Source organism: Pseudomonas sp. BR20, assembly GCF_050780135.1.
Lineage (GTDB): Bacteria > Pseudomonadota > Gammaproteobacteria > Pseudomonadales > Pseudomonadaceae > Aquipseudomonas.
On the sequence record NZ_CP172012.1, the window covers coordinates 1,763,940 to 1,781,728 of the forward strand.

Annotated in this window: 18 protein-coding genes and 1 pseudogene; 10 read left to right on the forward strand and 9 right to left on the reverse strand. The window is 61.6% G+C overall.

What is annotated here, in order from left to right:
- Nucleotide 1 precedes the first annotated feature (1 nt).
- Entirely contained in the window at nt 2–1,150 is a 1,149-nt protein-coding gene (locus ACHPFG_RS07845) for an efflux RND transporter periplasmic adaptor subunit (protein ID WP_131697174.1), read from the reverse strand.
- A gap of 286 nt (nt 1,151–1,436) precedes the next feature.
- Between ACHPFG_RS07845 and ACHPFG_RS07850 the strand changes: the two genes are divergently transcribed.
- Nucleotides 1,437–2,069 carry a TetR family transcriptional regulator gene (locus ACHPFG_RS07850; RefSeq protein WP_090408288.1) on the forward strand — a complete coding sequence of 211 codons (633 nt, stop codon included), beginning with the start codon at nt 1,437–1,439 and terminating at the stop codon, nt 2,067–2,069.
- Between the two features lie 305 nt (nt 2,070–2,374).
- Here the strand turns inward: ACHPFG_RS07850 and ACHPFG_RS07855 are convergent, their stop codons facing one another.
- The 3 genes from ACHPFG_RS07855 to ACHPFG_RS07865 are packed head-to-tail and all read right to left on the reverse strand — an operon-like array spanning nt 2,375 to nt 4,965.
- Nucleotides 2,375–3,430, reverse strand: coding sequence for an alkene reductase (locus ACHPFG_RS07855; protein ID WP_431702013.1), 1,056 nt, complete (start codon nt 3,428–3,430; stop codon nt 2,375–2,377).
- Between the two features lie 28 nt (nt 3,431–3,458).
- Entirely contained in the window at nt 3,459–4,625 is a 1,167-nt protein-coding gene (locus tag ACHPFG_RS07860) for an MFS transporter (protein ID WP_431702014.1), read from the reverse strand.
- Between the two features lie 13 nt (nt 4,626–4,638).
- The gene (locus ACHPFG_RS07865; protein ID WP_431702015.1) at nt 4,639–4,965 is read right to left on the reverse strand and encodes an ArsR/SmtB family transcription factor; all 327 of its coding nucleotides are present in this window, start codon (nt 4,963–4,965) and stop codon (nt 4,639–4,641) included.
- A 154-nt stretch (nt 4,966–5,119) separates the two neighbouring features.
- On the opposite strand from ACHPFG_RS07865, the gene ACHPFG_RS07870 reads away from it, so the two are divergent.
- Nucleotides 5,120–5,704, forward strand: coding sequence for an ACP phosphodiesterase (locus ACHPFG_RS07870; protein ID WP_184744401.1), 585 nt, complete (start codon nt 5,120–5,122; stop codon nt 5,702–5,704).
- A gap of 114 nt (nt 5,705–5,818) precedes the next feature.
- Here ACHPFG_RS07870 and ACHPFG_RS07875 read toward each other — a convergent pair whose 3' ends face one another.
- Both ACHPFG_RS07875 and olsB read right to left on the reverse strand, forming a co-directional pair.
- The gene (locus ACHPFG_RS07875; protein ID WP_431702016.1) at nt 5,819–6,610 is read right to left on the reverse strand and encodes a lysophospholipid acyltransferase family protein; all 792 of its coding nucleotides are present in this window, start codon (nt 6,608–6,610) and stop codon (nt 5,819–5,821) included.
- The gene (gene olsB / locus ACHPFG_RS07880; RefSeq protein WP_131697168.1) at nt 6,610–7,365 is read right to left on the reverse strand and encodes an L-ornithine N(alpha)-acyltransferase; all 756 of its coding nucleotides are present in this window, start codon (nt 7,363–7,365) and stop codon (nt 6,610–6,612) included. Before olsB ends, ACHPFG_RS07875 begins: the two co-directional genes overlap by 1 nt.
- A gap of 184 nt (nt 7,366–7,549) precedes the next feature.
- Here olsB and ACHPFG_RS07885 point away from each other — a divergent pair, with 184 nt between their 5' ends.
- The 4 genes from ACHPFG_RS07885 (at nt 7,550) to ACHPFG_RS07900 (ending at nt 10,774) form a co-directional block, all read left to right on the forward strand.
- Nucleotides 7,550–8,623, forward strand: coding sequence for a serine hydrolase domain-containing protein (locus tag ACHPFG_RS07885; RefSeq protein WP_431702017.1), 1,074 nt, complete (start codon nt 7,550–7,552; stop codon nt 8,621–8,623).
- Entirely contained in the window at nt 8,620–8,934 is a 315-nt protein-coding gene (locus ACHPFG_RS07890) for an amidase (RefSeq protein WP_065938841.1), read from the forward strand. Before ACHPFG_RS07885 ends, ACHPFG_RS07890 begins: the two co-directional genes overlap by 4 nt.
- 90 nt (nt 8,935–9,024) lie before the next feature.
- The gene (locus ACHPFG_RS07895) at nt 9,025–9,615 is read left to right on the forward strand and encodes a YceI family protein (RefSeq protein ID WP_145334959.1); all 591 of its coding nucleotides are present in this window, start codon (nt 9,025–9,027) and stop codon (nt 9,613–9,615) included.
- Nucleotide 9,616: 1 nt separating this feature from the next.
- The gene (locus tag ACHPFG_RS07900) at nt 9,617–10,774 is read left to right on the forward strand and encodes a phospholipase D-like domain-containing protein (protein WP_431702018.1); all 1,158 of its coding nucleotides are present in this window, start codon (nt 9,617–9,619) and stop codon (nt 10,772–10,774) included.
- Between the two features lie 66 nt (nt 10,775–10,840).
- Here the strand turns inward: ACHPFG_RS07900 and bglX are convergent, their stop codons facing one another.
- Nucleotides 10,841–13,132: a beta-glucosidase BglX gene (gene bglX / locus ACHPFG_RS07905; RefSeq protein ID WP_431702019.1), complete on the reverse strand. Its 2,292-nt coding sequence runs from the start codon at nt 13,130–13,132 to the stop codon at nt 10,841–10,843.
- Between the two features lie 238 nt (nt 13,133–13,370).
- On the opposite strand from bglX, the gene ACHPFG_RS07910 reads away from it, so the two are divergent.
- The 4 genes from ACHPFG_RS07910 (at nt 13,371) to ACHPFG_RS07925 (ending at nt 16,754) form a co-directional block, all read left to right on the forward strand.
- Complete coding sequence (locus ACHPFG_RS07910; protein ID WP_131697162.1) at nt 13,371–13,982, forward strand: LemA family protein; 612 nt, start codon at nt 13,371–13,373, stop codon at nt 13,980–13,982.
- A gap of 17 nt (nt 13,983–13,999) precedes the next feature.
- Entirely contained in the window at nt 14,000–14,731 is a 732-nt protein-coding gene (locus ACHPFG_RS07915) for a TPM domain-containing protein (protein WP_431702020.1), read from the forward strand.
- 28 nt (nt 14,732–14,759) lie between these two features.
- Nucleotides 14,760–15,377, forward strand: a complete 618-nt coding sequence (locus tag ACHPFG_RS07920; RefSeq protein ID WP_431702021.1) for a TPM domain-containing protein — start codon at nt 14,760–14,762, stop codon at nt 15,375–15,377.
- A gap of 159 nt (nt 15,378–15,536) precedes the next feature.
- Nucleotides 15,537–16,754 (forward strand): class I SAM-dependent methyltransferase, encoded by a 1,218-nt coding sequence (locus ACHPFG_RS07925; protein WP_167656527.1) that lies wholly within the window; start codon nt 15,537–15,539, stop codon nt 16,752–16,754.
- An 8-nt stretch (nt 16,755–16,762) separates the two neighbouring features.
- On the opposite strand, the pseudogene ACHPFG_RS07930 reads toward ACHPFG_RS07925, so the two are convergent.
- Nucleotides 16,763–16,879, reverse strand: a pseudogene (locus tag ACHPFG_RS07930) (outer membrane lipoprotein carrier protein LolA); the annotation flags it as partial.
- Nucleotides 16,833–17,747: a DMT family transporter gene (locus ACHPFG_RS07935; RefSeq protein WP_431702022.1), complete on the reverse strand. Its 915-nt coding sequence runs from the start codon at nt 17,745–17,747 to the stop codon at nt 16,833–16,835. The pseudogene ACHPFG_RS07930 and the gene ACHPFG_RS07935, both read right to left, overlap by 47 nt.
- Nucleotides 17,748–17,789: the final 42 nt, after the last annotated feature.

A 17,789-nucleotide genomic window follows, 5' to 3' on the forward strand; every position in this document is an offset into this window, starting at 1 on the left:
ATTACTCCCCCTGGCCAGGCGCGGCAGCAGGAGCAGCGGCGGAACCGGCGGGCTTGGCGTTGTCAGCCTCCTTGACCTTGACCTCCACACCCGGCTTGACGTATTGCAAGCCTTCGGTGATCACGCGGTCACCGGCGTTCAGGCCTTTCTCCACCAGCCAATAGGCGCCGGCGGTGCGGTTGGCCACCAGTACACGCTGCTCGACCTTGTTGTCGGCGTTGACCACCAGTGCGGTCGGGATGCCCTTGAGGTCGCGGGTCACGCCTTGCTGTGGTGCGAGGATGGCCTTGCTGTTCACGCCGGCTTGCAGCTGGGCGTGTACGAACATGCCCGGCAGCAGGGTGTGGTCAGGGTTGGGGAATACGGCGCGCAGGGTCACGGAGCCGGTGGTCTGGTCGACCGAGACTTCGGAGAATTCCAGCTTGCCGTCGTGGCCGTAGTCGCTGCCGTCTTCCAGGGTCAGCTTGACCTTGGCGGCATTGGCGCCGGCTTTTTCCAGTTGGCCGCTTTCCAGGTCGCGGCGCAGTTTCAGCATTTCAGCCGAAGACTGCGTGACGTCGACGTAGATCGGGTCCAGTTGCTGGATCACGGCCATGGCATCGGCCTGGCCATTGCTGACCAGCGCGCCTTCGGTCACCGAAGAACGACCGATACGCCCGGAGATCGGCGCGAACACTTTGGTGTAGCGCACGTTGATCTGGGCGGTTTGAACGTTTGCTTCCGCGGTCATGCGGTTGGCGACGGCGGTGTCGTATTCCTGACGGCTCACGGCTTGCTCATCGACCAACTGCTTGTAGCGGTCGGAGATGGACTTGGTCTGGGTCAGGCTGGCTTGTGCGCTTTTCAGCGTGGCGTCATAGACCGACGGGTCGATCTGATAGAGCTGCTGGCCTTCCTTCACATCCGCGCCTTCCTTGAACAGGCGCTTGAGAATGATGCCGTTGACCTGTGGGCGAACTTCCGCGATGCGGTAGGCGGTGGTGCGGCCTGGCAGCTCGGACGTCAGGGTATAGGCTTGCGGTTGAATGGTGACCACGCCGACCTGAGGGGCTTGAGCGGGCGGAGCCGCTTCTTCCTTTTTACATCCGCTGAGCAGCGATGCCAGGGCGACGGCAGTGACCAGAGCGGTAACAGCTGGCTTAAGTTGCATGAAGATCCTCGGGTCAGGCGCGCAGGGTGCGCACAAGAAGGGTGGAAGGGTAAAAAACAAGCCGTGAGTGGATAAGTAGCTTGCTACGCAATATACTTACGTTCATGGTTGTTTGTAAACTCTTGACAGGTTTTGCGCAATGCTTACAAAGCATCGTCAAAAGCCTCGATTTTAGTACGTTCGGCGCCCATGACGGTGCCGTCCCACAATTATTCAGATGATCGTCAGCGCCAGTTAACGCGGCGTTAACGTCAGTCCCAAGTGTCCTGATTGAGGTTTTACTGCCATGGTTCGTCGCACCAAAGAGGAAGCTCAGGAAACGCGCAGCCAGATTCTCGATGCCGCCGAGCAAGCCTTCTACGAGCGCGGCGTTGCGCGGACTACGCTGGCGGACATCGCCGCGTTGGCCGGTGTGACGCGGGGCGCCATTTACTGGCACTTCAGCAATAAATCCGATCTGTTGCAGGCGCTGCTCGACACCTTGCATGAGCCATTGGACGAGTTGGCCAGGGCCAGCGAAAGCGAGGACGAAATCGACCCGCTGGGCTGTATGCGCAAGCTGCTGATTCATCTGTTCCATCAAGTGGCCCTGGACCCGAAAACCCGGCGCATCAATGAGATCCTGTTCCATAAGTGCGAATTCACCGATGAAATGTGCGACATGCGCCGGCAGCGCCAGACCCACAGCCTGGAATGCAACCTGCGTATCGGCCTGACACTGCGTAACGCGGTCCATCGCGGGCAACTTCCGGAAAATCTCGACACTACCCGTGGCGCGGTGTGCATCCATGCCTACATCAACGGCCTGATTGGCCAGTGGCTGTTGGTACCCGACAGCTTCCAGTTACATCAGGAAGCCGAACGCTGGGTGGATGCAGGGCTGGACATGCTGCGCTGGAGCCCCAGCCTGCGCAATTAAGACAAAATGCGTAATTGCATCAGGGTGTGTCAACAGTAAAGCCCAAGGACAGTCAATCGTCCTTCTGCCTGATTGGTGGGGTGACTTTATATACGGGCTGGCGGGCGGTTGATAGGTAGCCGCCTAAGTATTTTGTAGGGATTTTGTTGCGGTTCTGTGAAGCAATGTAGCCAGAACTTGCACGCAGCCAACAATGTGGGAGAGGGCTAGCCCCGATGGCAGTGGTTCAGTCAACACATACTGTGACTGACGCACCGCCATCGGGGGCAAGCCCTCTCCCACATTTGGTTTCAGGTTTCGGCCGATTACAGCGGCAGGGTCGGGTAGTCGATGTAACCCACCGGGCCCTTGCCGTAGAAGGTTTCCGGATGTGCTTCGTTCAGCGGCGCATCGGTCTTCAGGCGCGCCGGCAGGTCCGGGTTGGCAATGAACGGTACGCCGAAGGCCACCGCATCCGCCTTGCCAGCCGCCAGCCACGCATTGGCACTGTCCTTGGTGAAGCGTTCGTTGGCGATGTACACGCCGCCGAAGGCTTTTTTCAATTGGGGGCCGAGGCTGTCCGCCCCTTCCTTTTCACGGGAGCAAATGAACGCTATGCCACGCTTGCCCAGTTCGCTGGCGACATAGGTGAAGGTTTCGGCCAGGTTGTCGTCACCCATGTCGTGGGAGTCGGCGCGCGGTGCCAAATGCACACCCACACGGCCAGGGCCCCAGACTTCGATGGCCGCATCGGTCACTTCCAACAGCAGGCGTGCACGGTTTTCCAGGGAACCCCCATAGTTGTCGGTGCGCTTATTGGTGCTGCTTTGCAGGAACTGGTCGAGCAGGTAGCCGTTGGCGCCGTGGATCTCCACGCCATCAAAGCCGGCGGCCTTGGCATTCTCGGCACCGGTGCGGTAAGCGTCGACGATGTCGGCGATTTCAGCGGTTTCCAGGGCGCGCGGCGTCGGGTAGTCGGCCAATGGGCGCATCAGGCTGACGTGGCCCTTGGGTTGGATCGCGCTCGGCGCCACCGGGGTTTCGCCGTTCAGGTAGGACTCATGGGAGATCCGCCCTACATGCCACAGTTGCAGGAAGATCTTGCCCCCCGCGCCGTGAATGGCCTTGGTGACGTTGGCCCAGCCGCGCACTTGGTCATTGGACCAGATGCCCGGCGTGTCCGGGTAGCCCACGCCCAGCGGTGTCACCGAGGTGGCTTCGCTGAGGATCAGCCCGGCGGAAGCACGTTGCACGTAGTACTCGGCCATCAGCGCGTTGGGTACGCGGCCGGCATCGGCGCGGCAGCGGGTCAGCGGCGCCATGATGATGCGGTTCGACAATTCCAGGTCGCCCAGTTTGATCGGATCGAAAATAGTCGTCATGGGAAAACACCCTTCTCTTTGAAGTTGATCAGTTGGTCGCAGGGGCCAGGTCGGCATCGCCGCCCTGACGGAAAGTAATCAGGGTCACCAGCAGTGCCAGGATCGCCAGGGCGGCTGCCGCCAGAGGCACGCTGGTCAGGCCGAAACCGTGGGCAATCACGCTGCCGCCCACCCAGGCGCCGAGGGCGTTGCCGATGTTGAAGGCGCCGATATTCAGGGTGGACACCAGGTTCGGTGCGGCCTTGCCGAAGGTCACCACGTTGATCTGCAGCGCCGGTACGGCGGCAAACGAAGCGGTGGCCCACAGGAACAGGGTGATTTCGGTCGGGATCACGGCGACGCTGGTCCAGGTCAGTGCGGTGGACACCACCGCCATACTGATAAACACGCCGATCAGGGTGGCCGCCAGGCGTTTGTCCGCCAGCTTGCCGCCGATGATATTGCCCACGGTGAGGCCCAGGCCGATCAGCAGCAGGGTCCAGGTCACGCCTTTGGGCGAGACGCCGGTGACATCGCCGAGCAGCGGCGCAACATAAGTGAAGAGGGTGAACATGGACGCGGCGAACAGCGCGGTCATGCTCAGCGACAACCAGATACCGGCACCCTTGAGGGCGGCCAGTTCGGCGCGCATGTCGAGTTTTTCTTCGTCACGCTTGGCCGGCAGGAAGCGGATCAGGCCGATCAGCGCTACCACACCAATCACCGTCACCGCCCAGAAGGTCGAGCGCCAGCCGGCTTCCTGGCCCAGCGCGGTGCCCAGAGGCACACCGAGCACGTTGGCCAGGGTCAAACCGGTGAACATCAGGGCCACGGCTGAAGCGCGCTTGTTGGCCGGCACCAGGTTGGCGGCGACCACCGAACCGATGCCGAAGAACGCACCGTGGCACAGCGCGGTGATCACACGGGCAAACATCAGTACGTTGTAGTCACTGGCCAGGGCACAGAGCAGATTGCCGATAATGAAGATGCCCATCAACGCTACCAGCGCCGCCTTGCGTGGCAGCTTGGCGGTGGCCAGTGCCATGAACGGTGCACCGATGGCCACGCCCAGGGCATAGCCGGTGACCAGCCAGCCGGCGCCGGGAATCGACACGCCGAGGTCTGCCGCCACATCGGGCAACAAACCCATGATCACGAACTCGGTGGTGCCGATGGCGAAGGCGCTCAGGGCCAGTATGAGTAGCGAGAGGGGCATTATCGTTTCCTTGTTACAACGGCGCGCTGATTTCAGCGCTGAGTTCAGTGGTAAGCGCCGCGAGGAAAGCTTGGATCACTTCCTCATTGCGCTTGAAAAAGTGCCACTGCCCGGCCTTCTGGCTGCTGATCAGTCCCGCACGTTGCAAAGTGGCCAGGTGGGCCGACACGGTCGACTGGGACAAGCCGCAGCGCTGGTCGATCTGCCCGGCGCAGATGCCGTATTCGTGGTTGTGCAATTGCTCGGGGAACTGCACTTTCGGGTCTTTCAGCCAGGTGAGGATGTCTCGTCGTACTGGGTGTGCCAGGGCTTTTATTATTTCGTCGAGGTCGATGGACATGGCAGGTGCTCGGTGTCGTAAAGCGTTATATCGCGATGAGGCGAACCTTAAATCGTTATATCCCGATATACAAATATGATTTCGCTCTGATCTCAGGCTAAATCGGTATATCGGGTTATAACGATACGTTGATGGCAGTGCTAAACTGCGCGGCATGAATTATCTCGCACATCTGCACCTGGGCGGCCAACTTCCTGCGCAACTGCTGGGCAGCCTCTATGGCGACTTCGTCAAAGGCCGCCTGCAGGGCCAGTTCAGCCCGCAAATCGAATCGGCGATCCAGTTGCATCGCTCGATCGACCGCTTTACCGACAGCCATCCTTTGGTGGGCGAGGCGTTGTCGCGCTTCAGCCTGACTCGCCGGCGCTATGCCGGGATTGTCCTCGATGTGTTCTTCGATCACTGCCTGGCGCGGGATTGGGTGCTGTACGCCGACCAGCCTCTGGAGCACTTCACCTCGCAGGTGTACCGCGTATTGGCTGCCGAACCGCAGTTACCGGGACGGCTGGCGCAGATTGCGCCGTCTATGGCCGCGGATGATTGGTTGGGGTCGTACCGCGAGTTTGCGGTGATGGAGCCGGTGTTGCGCGGGATTTCGCGGCGGCTGACACAACCCCAGGAATTAGGGTGTGCGATGCAGGAATTGCGTGAGTTGTATGAACCGTTGAGTGAAGACTTCCGGATCTTCTACCCCGAACTGCAAGCCTTCGCGCATAACCACCTGACAACACAAAGCTAAATGTGGGAGGGGGCTTGCTCCCGATTACGGTGTGCCAGCCACCACCGATGCGGGCTGATCCACTGCTATCGGGAGCAAGCCCCCCCCCCCCCACATTTGAACTGTGTTCACATCTCAGGCTGCAAAAGCCGGTCGAGCATGCACTTGTTCAGTCTCCGGCACCGGCCCAAACAACGCCTTCTGCACCGCCTGTTGCGCCTGGAACGCCAGCGCCGCGCGTTCCTGCCCGGCGCAGGCAATCGGCTTGAGCACATGGATTTCCACATCGCCCTGGTCATTGCCGAACAGGCGCATCAGGTGTGAGAGCAAATCGTCATCGCCAATAAACGGTGCCAGCGGGTCGATCTGCCCATCGCGCAGATAACGGATGGCCACTGGTTGCAGCGACACATCCGCGTCAATCGCACTGGCCAGCAAGCGCCCGTGGAATGTACGCAGGCTGCGGCCGTCGGTGGTGGTGCCTTCGGGGAACATCAGCAGCGGGTGCTGTTGTTCCAGGTGGCGGGTCATCTGCTTGCGGATCAGTTGGCTGTCACCCGAACCGCGACGGATAAACAAGCTACCGGCCTTGGCCGCCAACCAGCCGGCCACCGGCCAGGTGCGCACTTCGGCCTTGGACAAAAACGACATCGGCGCCACTGCGCCCAGCAACGGGATATCGGTCCAGGACACGTGGTTGCTCACCCACAGCATCGGCGTTTGCGGTACCTCGCCGTGCACCGTCACGCGAAAGGGCAGGGCATTGGTCAGTCGCGCCATGAAGAACCGCGACCAGCGCTGGCGACGCACCATCGAGTTGGCCACGCCCAAGCGTTCGAACAGGCCAAACACACTGGCCATGCTCAAGCCCAGCGCCACTACCACCAGTACGCGGGCAATGCGCCCGTACACGCGCAGGCGGCTCATCACATGGCCGCCTTGAAGTGGCGCGCATAGCGCGGGCATAGCTCATCGCGCTTAAGCAGGATGAACACGTCGGCCACCTGGAAATCTTCATCCCAGCATGGCTCGCCGCAGATCTTCGCACCCAGGCGCATATAGGCCTTGAGCAGCGGTGGCATCTCGGCGATTACGTTGGTCGGCAGGTCCAGCGCCGGCAACGGTTTTTTTGGTTCGGCGCGCAGATGTTCGTTACACAGGTAGCGTTCGCGCAGGCGCTGCATGATCGCGTGGGCCTGGATGCCGCCGTCGTGCATCGGGATGCTCGCGCAGCCCATCAAGTAGCTGTAGCCGCCCTGGTTGAGCACTTCGGCCAGCTCGCCCCACAACACGGCGATGGTGCCGCCGTTGCGGTAGGCCGGGTCGACGCAGGTGCGGCCGATTTCCAGGATCGGGCCCTGCAGATGCAGCAGGCCATGCAGGCTGAATTCTTCTTCGCTGTAGAACCGGCCCAGGGTGCTGGCGGCCTGGTGGTCGAGCAAACGGGTGGTGGCGACGAGTCGACCGCTGTTCAAGTCCCGCACGCCGATGTGGCTGCAGTGAACATCATAGTCATCCATGTCCAGGCCATGTTCCGCGCCTTTCAGCTTGGCGTTGAACTCGCCGCTGAATACGTTGAACCGCAGGGCCTGGGCTTCCTGCAAAGCCGTGGCGCCAACCAGGCGTTCGGCTTGCAGACGGCGTTCATTGCCGGTGTCGCTGATGCGGGCGATCTGAGTCATGGCGAATCTCCGAGTGCCAGCCACGTTCAGGCCGGTCGACTTGTTTGTCCAAACTCAGGCTATGTAGGCTCGGTGTCATCTCCATGAAGTTATGGTGACGCTTGGATGACAGCCCCTCTGTAGCAAATCTGTCATCGCCCTCGGCTAGGCTCGCGGGCTTGAATGCTCCCTTGAGTGTGTGTCTATGGTCAGAGGCCTGCTGTGCGTTGCCCTGCTGTTCGTCACCGTTACCGCCTGCGCTGAAACCTGGCCTGACAAGGAGTGGGCCAAGGGTACGCCGCTCGCCGGCCCCGCTGTCGACGCCCTTGACGCCTACGCTTTTCCCCCGCGTGATGACACCACCCGCCAAGGCATTCGCACCGATGCGCTGCTGGTGATCCGCGACGGCGTGCTTGTCTATGAACGCTACGCCGCGCCGACCACGGCCAGCACGCCGCACCTGACCTGGTCCATCAGCAAAAGCCTGATGGCCACTGTCTTGGGTGTGGCCTACGGCGACAACCGCTTCAAATTGACCGACCCGGTGTCGCGTTTTTACCCGCCGATGAAACAGCATCCCAAGGTGACCATGGCCGACCTGCTGCACTGGGCCTCGGGCCTGGACTGGCAGGAAGACTATGAATACGCGCCGCTGAAATCCTCGGTGGTTGCGATGCTCTACACCCGTGGTCGCGCCGATATGGCCGAGTTCGCCGCCAACACCGAATCCTTCAGTGCACCAGGCCAGGCCTTTCGTTATTCCAGCGGCGACAGCAATATCCTGTCCGCCGCGCTCAAGGGCATGCTCGGCCACAAGGCCTACATGAGTTACCCCTGGGACGCGCTGTTCAAGCCGCTGGGCATTCACAACGCCACCTGGGAAACCGATGCCGACGAAACCTTCGTCGCCTCGTCCTACGCTTACCTCACCGCACGTGACCTGGCGCGTGTCGGCCTGCTGATGGCTCGCGACGGGCGCTGGGGGGATCAACAATTGCTGCCCAAAGACTGGGTCGCTTTTAACCGCCAACCCTTCGACAAATACACCGCAGGCCAGGACGAAGCCGTCCCCGGTGGCCAATGGTGGCTCAACCAAGGCGCCCCAAGACCCTGGCCCGATGCCCCCACCGACACCTTCGCCGCCCTCGGTCATTGGGGCCAGGCGCTGTATGTGATGCCTGACGAACACCTGGTCATCGTGCGTTATGGCGATGATCGCGACGGCAGTTACCGCCATAACGAACTGCTCAAACGCGTGCTTGCGGCGGTGCAACCATGATTCGTCGTCGGCCGTTTACCAGCCTTTTTCTGGTGCTGTTGCTCGCCCTGTCGGGCTGGGTTTGGCACGAGCGCGTCAACCTGCAAGCCTTCCCCGACATCATCGCGGCGTATACCGCCAAGGAGTACTGCTCGTGCCGCTATGTGGCGAACAATCCAGCCGACTATTGCCGGGGTTATGTGAAGCAGTACGTACCCACGAGTGCGTTCAGCGACAACCCGGAGCGCAGTGAAGTGACGGCGAGCGGGTTGGGGCGTACGCACAGTGCCAGGTGGTTGGGGGATCGGCAGGGCTGTCGTCTGAATCCCTGACACCGCGCAAGTCACCTTCCACATTGGATTTGCGCCGTTCGTGACATTGCGCTTAAGGTTCGTGCAGGTTTTTCGCCCTACGAGTCCTTAATGTTCAACGCGTCTTTAATCAAACCCCTGGCCTTTGCCCTGCTGGTCGCTGCCGCCGTACCCGCCCACGCCGACTGGTATCTGGACAACGAGTCCTCACGCCTGTCGTTCGTCACCACCAAAAATACCGAGATCGCTGAAGTCCATCGCTTCCTGGTGCTGCATGGCAAGGTCGACAGCAAGGGCGCGGCGCAATTGGAAGTGGAACTGGAGTCGGTCAACAGCGGCATTCCGCTGCGTGACGAGCGCATGCGCAATCAGCTGTTCGAGATCAAGACCTTCCCCGAAGCGCTGATCAGCGCACAGATCAATCTGCAACCGATCAATGACCTGGCCCCCGGCGCGCAACTGGAACTGCGCTTGCCCCTGAGCGTCACCCTGCATGGCAAGACCCAGACCTACAGCGCCGAGTTGTTGGCCACGCGCTTGGATGACCGGCGTTTCCAGGTGGTGACCCTGGAACCGGTGGTGTTGCATGCCGAGGATTTCGACCTGGCGCCGGGGGTGGCGGTGTTGCGCAAAGCGGCCGGGCTCAAGTCGATCAGTTTGTCGGTACCGGTGGGTGCGGTGCTGATTTTTACGGCGCGCTGACGTGAGCGGCGCAGTGTTCCCGTGGCGCAGCGCCAACCGTTTCGAGTTGTTGATCGACGGCCCGCAGTTTTTTCCGCAGATGCTGGTGGGCATTGCCCGGGCCGAGCGGCAAGTGGAGTTGGAGTTGTACCTGGTGGAGGCCGGAGCCTGCGCCGAAGCCATGGTGCAAGCATTGGTGCTCGCGGCCGAGCGCGGCGTGCGGGTGCGTTGTCTGTTTGATGATTACGGCAGCCTGGCCTTTACCCTTGGGCTGCGCAAACGCCTGACGGACGCCGGTGTGGAGCTGCGTTTCTACAATCGCCTGAGCTGGCGCCGCTGGATGCGCAACCTGTACCGAGACCACCGCAAGCTGTTGCTGATCGACCAGGAAATTGCCGTGGTCGGCGGCACGGGCGTCACCGATGAGTTCTGGACGCCAGGGCAAGACACCGCCGACTGGCATGAAGTGATGGTGCAGATCAGCGGCCCGCTGGTGCTGGACTGGCAAGCGCTGTTCGAGCGGCAATGGCACGCCAATGTCGCGCGCCGTGCGTGGAAGCCCGCCACCCATTTCGGTCTGCCGCGTTTGCCCAAGGTGCCGGCGACGGGGCCTGGCCTGGGCCGAGTGGCCTACGCTGATGCCCGACAGCACCGCGACATCTTGCAATCGTTGATCCGCGCGCTGAACAGCAGCCAGCAACGTATCTGGTTCGCCACGCCGTACTTCCTGCCCACTTGGGGTGTGCGCCGCGCATTGCGTCGGGCGGCAGGGCGTGGGGTGGATGTGCGTCTGCTGCTCACCGGCCCGCGCACCGATCACCCGTCCGTACGCTACGCCGGGCATCGTTATTACCCGCGCTTGCTGCGCTCAGGCGTGCAGATATTTGAGTACCAGCCGTGCTTTTTGCACCTGAAGATGGTGCTGGTGGACGACTGGGTGAGTATCGGCTCGTGCAATTTCGATCACTGGAATCTGCGCTTCAACCTGGAAGCCAACCTCGAAGCGTTGGACCCTGAACTGACGCAGGCGGTAGTGGCGAGTTTTACCGCGGATTTTGCCCAGAGCCAGGTGGTCAGCCTGGAAGCGTGGAAGGCGCGGCCATTGTGGCGGCGGGTGAAGCAACGAGTGTGGGGCTGGATTGATCGGTTGGTGGTGAACCTGCTGGATCGACGCGGCTAGCAAGAACACTGAGATCAAATGTGGGAGGGGGCTTGCCCCTCCCACAATTTTTGACCGCGTCAGGCGTTAGAGCAGTTCGAAGGTCTGCTGCTGTACGTCCTGGGAGTCCAGGCCGATCTGCACATTGAACTCACCCGGTTCGGCCGCAAACTTGAGCTGGGTGTTGTAGAACTTCAAGTCTTCCTCGGTGATGGTGAAGTGCAAGGTGCGCTCTTCGCCAGCCTTGAGCATGACTTTCTGGAAGTTCTTCAGTTCCTTGATCGGACGGATCATCGAACCTGCCACGTCCTGGATATACAACTGCACCACGGTTTCGCCGTCGACCTTGCCGGTGTTCTGCACCGTGACGCTGGCGTCGAGCTTGCCGGTCTTGTTCAGGGTGGTGGACGACAGCGCCATGTCCGACAGGCTGAACGTGGTGTAGCTCAGGCCATAGCCAAACGGGAACAGCGGCCCGGTGGTGTCATCGAAGTACTGTGAGGTGTAGTTGCCCGGCTTGCCCGGGGTGAATGGCCGGCCGATGGTCAGGTGGTTGTAGTAGGTCGGAATCTGCCCCACGGAGCGTGGGAAGGTGATCGGCAGTTTGCCCGACGGGTTGTAGTCACCGAACAGCACGTCGGCAATGGCGTTGCCGCCTTCGGTACCGGCGAACCAGGTTTCCAGGATGGCGTCGGCCTGCTGGTTCTCTTCCAGGATCGACAGCGGACGGCCGTTCATCAGCACCAATACCAGCGGCTTGCCGGTGGCCTTGAGGGCCTTGATCAGGTCGCGCTGGCTTTGCGGGATGTTCAGGTCGGTGCGGCTGGAGGACTCGTGGGACATGCCTCGGGACTCGCCCACGGCGGCAACCACCACGTCGGCCGACTTGGCGGCCTTGACCGCTTCGTCGATCATCACCTGCGGCGCGCGCTTGTCATCCACCACTTCCGGGGCATCGAAGTTGAGGAAGTTGAGGTAGTCGACCACGGCCTTGTCGTTGGTGATGTTGGCGCCACGGGCGTAGACGATTTTGCCTTTCTCGCCGATCACCGCATTCAACCCGTCGAGCAGGGTCACCGATTGCGCAGGCTTACCGGCAGCTGCCCAACTGCCCATCATGTCGATCGGGGCCTTGGCCAGCGGGCCCACGAGTGCGATGGTCGCGGATTTTTTCAGCGGCAGGGTGTTGTTCTGGTTTTTCAGCAACACCAGGCTGCGGCGCGCCACATCACGGGCCTCGGCACGGTGCAGGCGGCTGTCGGCGTAGGTGTCGGCCGGGTCGTCCTCGGCTTTGCCGATGCGCAGGTACGGGTCCTTGAACAGGCCCATGTCGTACTTGGCGCCGAGCACTTCACGCACGGCGTTGTCGATGTCGCTCTGTTCGATCTCGCCGGATTTGAGCAACCCCGGCAGTTCCTTGCCGTACAGCGAGTCGTTCATGCTCATGTCGATACCGGCCTTGATTGCCAGCTTCGCGGCTTCACGCCCGTCCTTGGCCACGCCGTGCTTGATCAGCTCGAAGATCGCCCCGTGGTCGCTCACGGTCAGGCCCTTGAAGCCCCAGTCCCTGCGCAGCAGGTCGTTCATCAGCCAGGTGTTGGCGGTGGCAGGTACGCCGTTGATCGAGTTCAGCGCCACCATCACACCGCCGGAACCGGCCTTGATCGCCGCGTGGTACGGCGGCAGGTAGTCCTGGTACATCTTGACCGGGCTCATGTCGACCACGTTGTAGTCACGCCCGCCTTCCACTGCGCCGTAGAGGGCGAAGTGCTTGACGCTGGCCATGAGGCTGTCGGCATTCGCGGGGCTGGTGCCCTGGAAGGCCTTGACCATCACTTCGGCAATCCGCGAGACCAGATAGGTGTCTTCACCGAAACCTTCGGAAGTGCGACCCCAGCGAGGGTCGCGGGAGATGTCGACCATCGGCGCAAAGGTGATGTCGAGGCTGTCGGCGGCGGCTTCCTGGGCGGCGATGCGCCCGGAGCGACCGATGGCGTCCATGTCCCAGCTGGAGGCCAGGGCCAGGCTGATCGGGAAGATCGTGCGGTGGCCGTGGATCACGTCATAGGCGAAGAACATCGGGATCTTCAGGCGGCTGCGCATGGCCGCGTCCTGCATCGGACGGTTTTCCGGGCGAGTGATGGAGTTGAACGTGCCACCGATGCGGCCGGCGGCGATTTCCTTGCGGATCAGCTCACGGGGCATTTCCGGGCCGATGCTGATCAGGCGCAATTGGCCGATCTTTTCATCAAGGGTCATCTGCTTGAGCAGGTCGCTGACGAAGGCGTCCTTGTCTTTAAGCGCAGCAGGCTTTGTTTCTGCCCAGACGGGGTGGGTGGCCAGAGTGGCAACAAGGCCGAGCAAACACAGCTTCTTCATGAATATCCTTTTTCGGCTCACTGCACAGCGATTAGGCTGATCGGCCAAAATGTGGGGAGCGTCTATTGTTGTTCGGGTGTTGTTCAGATAAATGCAGCACACTCTGAACTCTTTTTCGCGCTGGGCATCTTTGTAGCTGATTGGCTCGATGCAATCCAGTGGTGGCGGATTATGCCCCAAGCGCGCGGTTTATAGGGTTAGTCGTCACATTCCATAAAGTTTGGGCAGGAGAAACACCATGCAAGCAGCACAACATTACCGCTGGGGCTTCAAGGCCGCGGCTTTGCTATTGATCAGCACAGTATTGAGCGGCTGCGGCATCAATAACATTCCGACCCTGGACGAACAGGCCAAGGCTGCCTGGGGCCAGGTGCAGAACCAGTACCAACGCCGCGCTGACCTGATTCCCAACCTGGTGGAAGTGGTCAAGGGTTACGCCGCCCATGAGCAAGACACCCTGACCGCCGTGATTGAGGCACGGGCCAAGGCCACCTCGATCCAGGTGGATGCCAGCACCCTCGATAACCCGGAAAAACTCAAGCAGTTCCAGCAGGCCCAGGACGGTTTGAGCGGTGCCCTCAGCCGCTTGATGGTGGTCTCCGAGCGCTACCCGGACCTGAAGGCCAACCAGAACTTCCTGGCCCTGCAATCCCAGCTTGAAGGCACCGAAAACCGCATCGCCGTGGCCCGTCGCGATTTCATCCAGGCCGTACAGGCGTACAACACCGAGATCCGTACTTTCCCTGGCCGCTTGTGGCACAGCGTGATGTACAGCGATCTGCCGATCCGCGCCACCTTTGAAGCCACCAGTGCCGATGCCGATAAAGCGCCGCAAGTGAAGTTCAAATAGGCTGCACTGAGGTGTTGATGCGTTTATTACGGATAGGCCTGGCGCTATGGATGCTGGCCTGCGTGGGTGTGGCCCAGGCAGCGCTGACGTTCCCGGCGTTGACCGGACGGGTGGTGGACACCGCCCAGATGATCGACCCGGCAACGCGCGAACACATCACCCAGCAGTTGCAGGCGCTGGAACAGACCCGTGGCGACCAGATCGTGGTGGTCACGGTGCCCGACCTGCAGGGCGTGCCCATCGAGGACTACGGTTACCAATTGGGTCGCCAGTGGGGCATCGGCCAGAAGGGCAAGGACAACGGCGCATTGCTGATCGTCGCCCGTGATGAGCGCACGTTGCGCATCGAAGTCGGCTATGGCCTTGAAGGCGTGCTCACCGATGCGCAGTCCTGGGTGATCATCAACCAGGTGATTGCCCCCAAGTTCAAGGCCGGTAATTTCAGCCAGGGCATCAGCGACGGCGTGGCGGCGATGGTGCAGGTGGTCGGCGGTGAACCGCTGGCGGTGCCGGCGCATGTGGCGGATGCCAACTTTGCCAAGGATAATCCCGGCTTTTCCATCGGCCTGTTCATCCTGCTGATCGGCGTGTTGTGGCTGTGCAATCGCATGGGCCTGCCGGTAGGTGCGATCCTGCTGGCGATCCTCAGCAGCAGTGGACGCGGCGGCGGCGGTGGCGGGGGAGGTGGCGGCGGTTTCCGAGGCGGTGGTGGTGGCTTCGGCGGCGGCGGCGCGTCGGGCGGCTGGTAATGACAATAATTAGAGAGCAACTACAACCATGGCACTACTGACTGAACACGAGCAGCGCCAAGTCGCCGAAGCGATTGCCCGGGTCGAAAAAAACACCGACGCCGAACTGGTCACCGTGCTGGCGGCCCGCGCCGACGACTATGCCTACATCCCCCTGCTGTGGGCCAGCCTGATCGCCTTGGTGGTGCCGGGCGTGGTGCATTACTTGTCGGGCTACCTGACCATGTACACCTTGCTGCTGGCGCAGTGGGCGACGTTCATCGTGTTGTGCCTGGTGTTTCGCCTGCCCAAGGTGACGACCCGCCTGATCCCGCGCTCGGTGCGCCATTGGCGTGCATCCAACCTGGCGCGCCGGCAGTTCCTGGAGCAGAACCTGCACCACACCCTGGGTAGCACCGGGGTGCTGATTTTTGTCAGCGAGGCCGAGCGCTATGTGGAAATCCTGGTGGACGACGGCATCTCCAGCCGCCTGGATGACAGTCATTGGGATGGGATCGTCAAGGCGTTTACCCAGCAGGTGAAACAGGGGCAGACGCTGGCTGGGTTTATTGCCTGCATTGAGGCGTGTGGCGAGTTGCTCAAGGTGCACGTGCCGGTGACTCAGACACGTAATGAACTTCCCAACCGCCTGGTCGTACTCGAATAGAACATCCAACACTGGAGATCCAATGTGGGAGGGGGCAAGCCTCCTCCCACATTGGGTCCCAAGAGGTCAGGCAAAGTACCGTTGATCAAATAACCCCGTGCCCTTAATCCCCATCCCCCCTAAAATGCCCGGCATTCCCTGCCCGAGGCGTTTTTGTTCATGTCTGTCACCGTTCAACCTGCCAGCCCCGCGCCGGATCATCACGCCCAGTTCATCGAACTGCTGAGCACAAGCCTTGCGCAGAACGCCTTTATCAAGCTGGTGCTGGCCAAGTACGTCGGTGACGAAGCCGAGTTGCAGCGGCTGATCATCAAGGCCGTGACGGTCAAGGAGCAGCCGTGCCTGTCCTTTGTCTACCGCTACAAGACCCGCGACATCACCAAGAACTTGCCGCTGGCTGACGGCGTGGCGGCGATTGCCGAGTTGCTGCCGGCGTCGTTCAAGAACGCGCACCTGCTGTCGCTGACCGACGAAGCCCAGTTGGAATACAGCAAGAAGAACAAAAGCTCGCTGTTCAGGAGCAAGCCGCAACAACTGCGTGAGGCGCCATCGGCCGAGCATAACCGTGAGAAGAATCGCTTCCTGGACCTGAGCCGGCCGTTCCTCGCCGACCTGGGCGTGACCGACGCCAAGCAGGCGCTGATCCCGTCGATGTCGCGCAAGTGGAAGCAGATCAACAAGTTCATCGAAGTGTTCAGCCATGCGCTGACCTCCTCCCCGCTGAAGCTGGACCAACCGGTGCGCGTCGCCGATTTCGGTTCGGGCAAGGGCTACCTCACGTTTGCGATCCACGACTACCTGCGCAACACCCTCAAGGCCGAAGGCGAAGTCACCGGCGTTGAGCTGCGCGAAGACATGGTGACGCTGTGCAACACCGCCGCCGCTCGCCTGGAGCACCCGGGGCTGGTGTTCAAGTGCGGCGACGTACGCAGCGTGGCGCCCAGCGAACTCGACGTGATGATCGCCCTGCATGCCTGCGACATCGCCACCGATTACGCGATCCACACCGGCATCCGCTCCGGCGCGTCGATCATCATGTGCTCGCCGTGCTGCCATAAGCAGATTCGCCTGCAGATCCAGAGCCCGGCGCTGCTCAAGCCGATGCTGCAATACGGCCTGCACCTGGGCCAGCAGGCGGAAATGGTCACCGACAGCCTGCGTGCGTTGTTCCTTGAAGCCTGTGGTTATGAGACCAAGGTGTTCGAGTTCATCTCCCTGGAGCACACCAACAAGAACAAGATGATCCTGGCGGTCAAGCGTGCGGAGCCGGTGGACAACGCGCAGTTGCTGGAAAAAATCCAGGAACTGAAGGCGTTCTATCACATCACTGAGCACTGCCTGGAAACCCTGCTGCGCGCGGATGGCTACCTGATCTGACCGCCGCCCACTGTAGGAGCGAGCTTGCTCGCGAAAAGCCTGAGAGCACCGCAGGCTGCCAGGTTTCCCGCGTTATCGTTAGCGACCTTCGCGAGCAAGCTCGCTCCTACAGGGCGCTGGCGCAGCCTGCACCGCCGTCTTGCGCCCGAGCATCACCGTGACGATTACCCCACAGGCAAACACCCAGGTAATCGGCTCGATATGTTCACCAAAGAACAGCGCCGAAAACGCGATGGTGAAGAAGATCTGCAACAGCTGAATCTGGCTGACCCGCGCAATGCCGCCCATGGCCAAGCCGGCATACCAGGCGAAGAAGCCCAGGAACTGCGAGAACAGCGACACATAGCCGAACGCCCACCAGGTGCGCATGGAAATCGCGCCTTGGTGCTGCGCCGCCAGGTACCACACCGGGCCGATTAACACCGGCGTGGACAGCACCAGCGCCCAGCAGATCACCTGCCAGCCGCCCATCTCCTTGGCCAACCGGCCGCCTTCGGCATAGCCCAGGCCTCCGACGGCTATCGCGCCGAGCATCAATAAGTCGCCGGCCTGGATACTGCCGGCGCCGGTGATCAACGCATAACTCAACACCAGCGCACTGCCCAACGCCGCGCAGGCCCAGAAGGCTTTCGACGGCCGCTCATGGGACAGCCACGCCGCATACAGCGCCACGCACAGCGGTTGCAGGCCGTTGACCAGCGCGCCATGGGACGCCGGCAAGGTTTGCATGGCCCACGCCGACAGCACCGGGAAGCCTAGAATCACCCCTGCAATTACCAGGCACAAACCCCGCACCTGCCGCCAGGTCGGCCAGCGCTCACGGCGCCACAGCAACAGCGCCGCCGCTGGCACCGCCGCGAACAACGCACGGCCCAGGCCGTTGAGCAACGGGTGGATTTCCTGCACCACGATGCGGGTGAAGGGCAGGGTCAGGCTGAAGATGATGACGCCCAGCAGGCCGAGGGCCATGCCGGTGTTTTCGCGCGAGCTCATGGGAGGGATCCGAAATCCAGAGGGCTTCAAGGGAAGCCCATC

Excerpts from the sequence above, each read along its gene's own strand:
- ACHPFG_RS07915 (WP_431702020.1), top strand. The coding sequence starts at position 14,000 with ATGCGTTTATTACGGATAGGCCTGGCGCTATGGATGCTGGCCTGCGTG.
- ACHPFG_RS07885 (WP_431702017.1), top strand. The coding sequence starts at position 7,550 with ATGGTCAGAGGCCTGCTGTGCGTTGCCCTGCTGTTCGTCACCGTTACC.
- ACHPFG_RS07925 (WP_167656527.1), top strand. The coding sequence starts at position 15,537 with ATGTCTGTCACCGTTCAACCTGCCAGCCCCGCGCCGGATCATCACGCC.
- olsB (WP_131697168.1), bottom strand. The coding sequence starts at position 7,365 with ATGACTCAGATCGCCCGCATCAGCGACACCGGCAATGAACGCCGTCTG.
- ACHPFG_RS07920 (WP_431702021.1), top strand. The coding sequence starts at position 14,760 with ATGGCACTACTGACTGAACACGAGCAGCGCCAAGTCGCCGAAGCGATT.
- bglX (WP_431702019.1), bottom strand. The coding sequence starts at position 13,132 with ATGAAGAAGCTGTGTTTGCTCGGCCTTGTTGCCACTCTGGCCACCCAC.
- ACHPFG_RS07855 (WP_431702013.1), bottom strand. The coding sequence starts at position 3,430 with ATGACGACTATTTTCGATCCGATCAAACTGGGCGACCTGGAATTGTCG.
- ACHPFG_RS07860 (WP_431702014.1), bottom strand. The coding sequence starts at position 4,625 with ATGCCCCTCTCGCTACTCATACTGGCCCTGAGCGCCTTCGCCATCGGC.
- ACHPFG_RS07910 (WP_131697162.1), top strand. The coding sequence starts at position 13,371 with ATGCAAGCAGCACAACATTACCGCTGGGGCTTCAAGGCCGCGGCTTTG.
- ACHPFG_RS07875 (WP_431702016.1), bottom strand. The coding sequence starts at position 6,610 with ATGAGCCGCCTGCGCGTGTACGGGCGCATTGCCCGCGTACTGGTGGTA.
- ACHPFG_RS07865 (WP_431702015.1), bottom strand. The coding sequence starts at position 4,965 with ATGTCCATCGACCTCGACGAAATAATAAAAGCCCTGGCACACCCAGTA.
- ACHPFG_RS07890 (WP_065938841.1), top strand. The coding sequence starts at position 8,620 with ATGATTCGTCGTCGGCCGTTTACCAGCCTTTTTCTGGTGCTGTTGCTC.
- ACHPFG_RS07935 (WP_431702022.1), bottom strand. The coding sequence starts at position 17,747 with ATGAGCTCGCGCGAAAACACCGGCATGGCCCTCGGCCTGCTGGGCGTC.
- ACHPFG_RS07850 (WP_090408288.1), top strand. The coding sequence starts at position 1,437 with ATGGTTCGTCGCACCAAAGAGGAAGCTCAGGAAACGCGCAGCCAGATT.
- ACHPFG_RS07870 (WP_184744401.1), top strand. The coding sequence starts at position 5,120 with ATGAATTATCTCGCACATCTGCACCTGGGCGGCCAACTTCCTGCGCAA.
- ACHPFG_RS07845 (WP_131697174.1), bottom strand. The coding sequence starts at position 1,150 with ATGCAACTTAAGCCAGCTGTTACCGCTCTGGTCACTGCCGTCGCCCTG.
- ACHPFG_RS07895 (WP_145334959.1), top strand. The coding sequence starts at position 9,025 with ATGTTCAACGCGTCTTTAATCAAACCCCTGGCCTTTGCCCTGCTGGTC.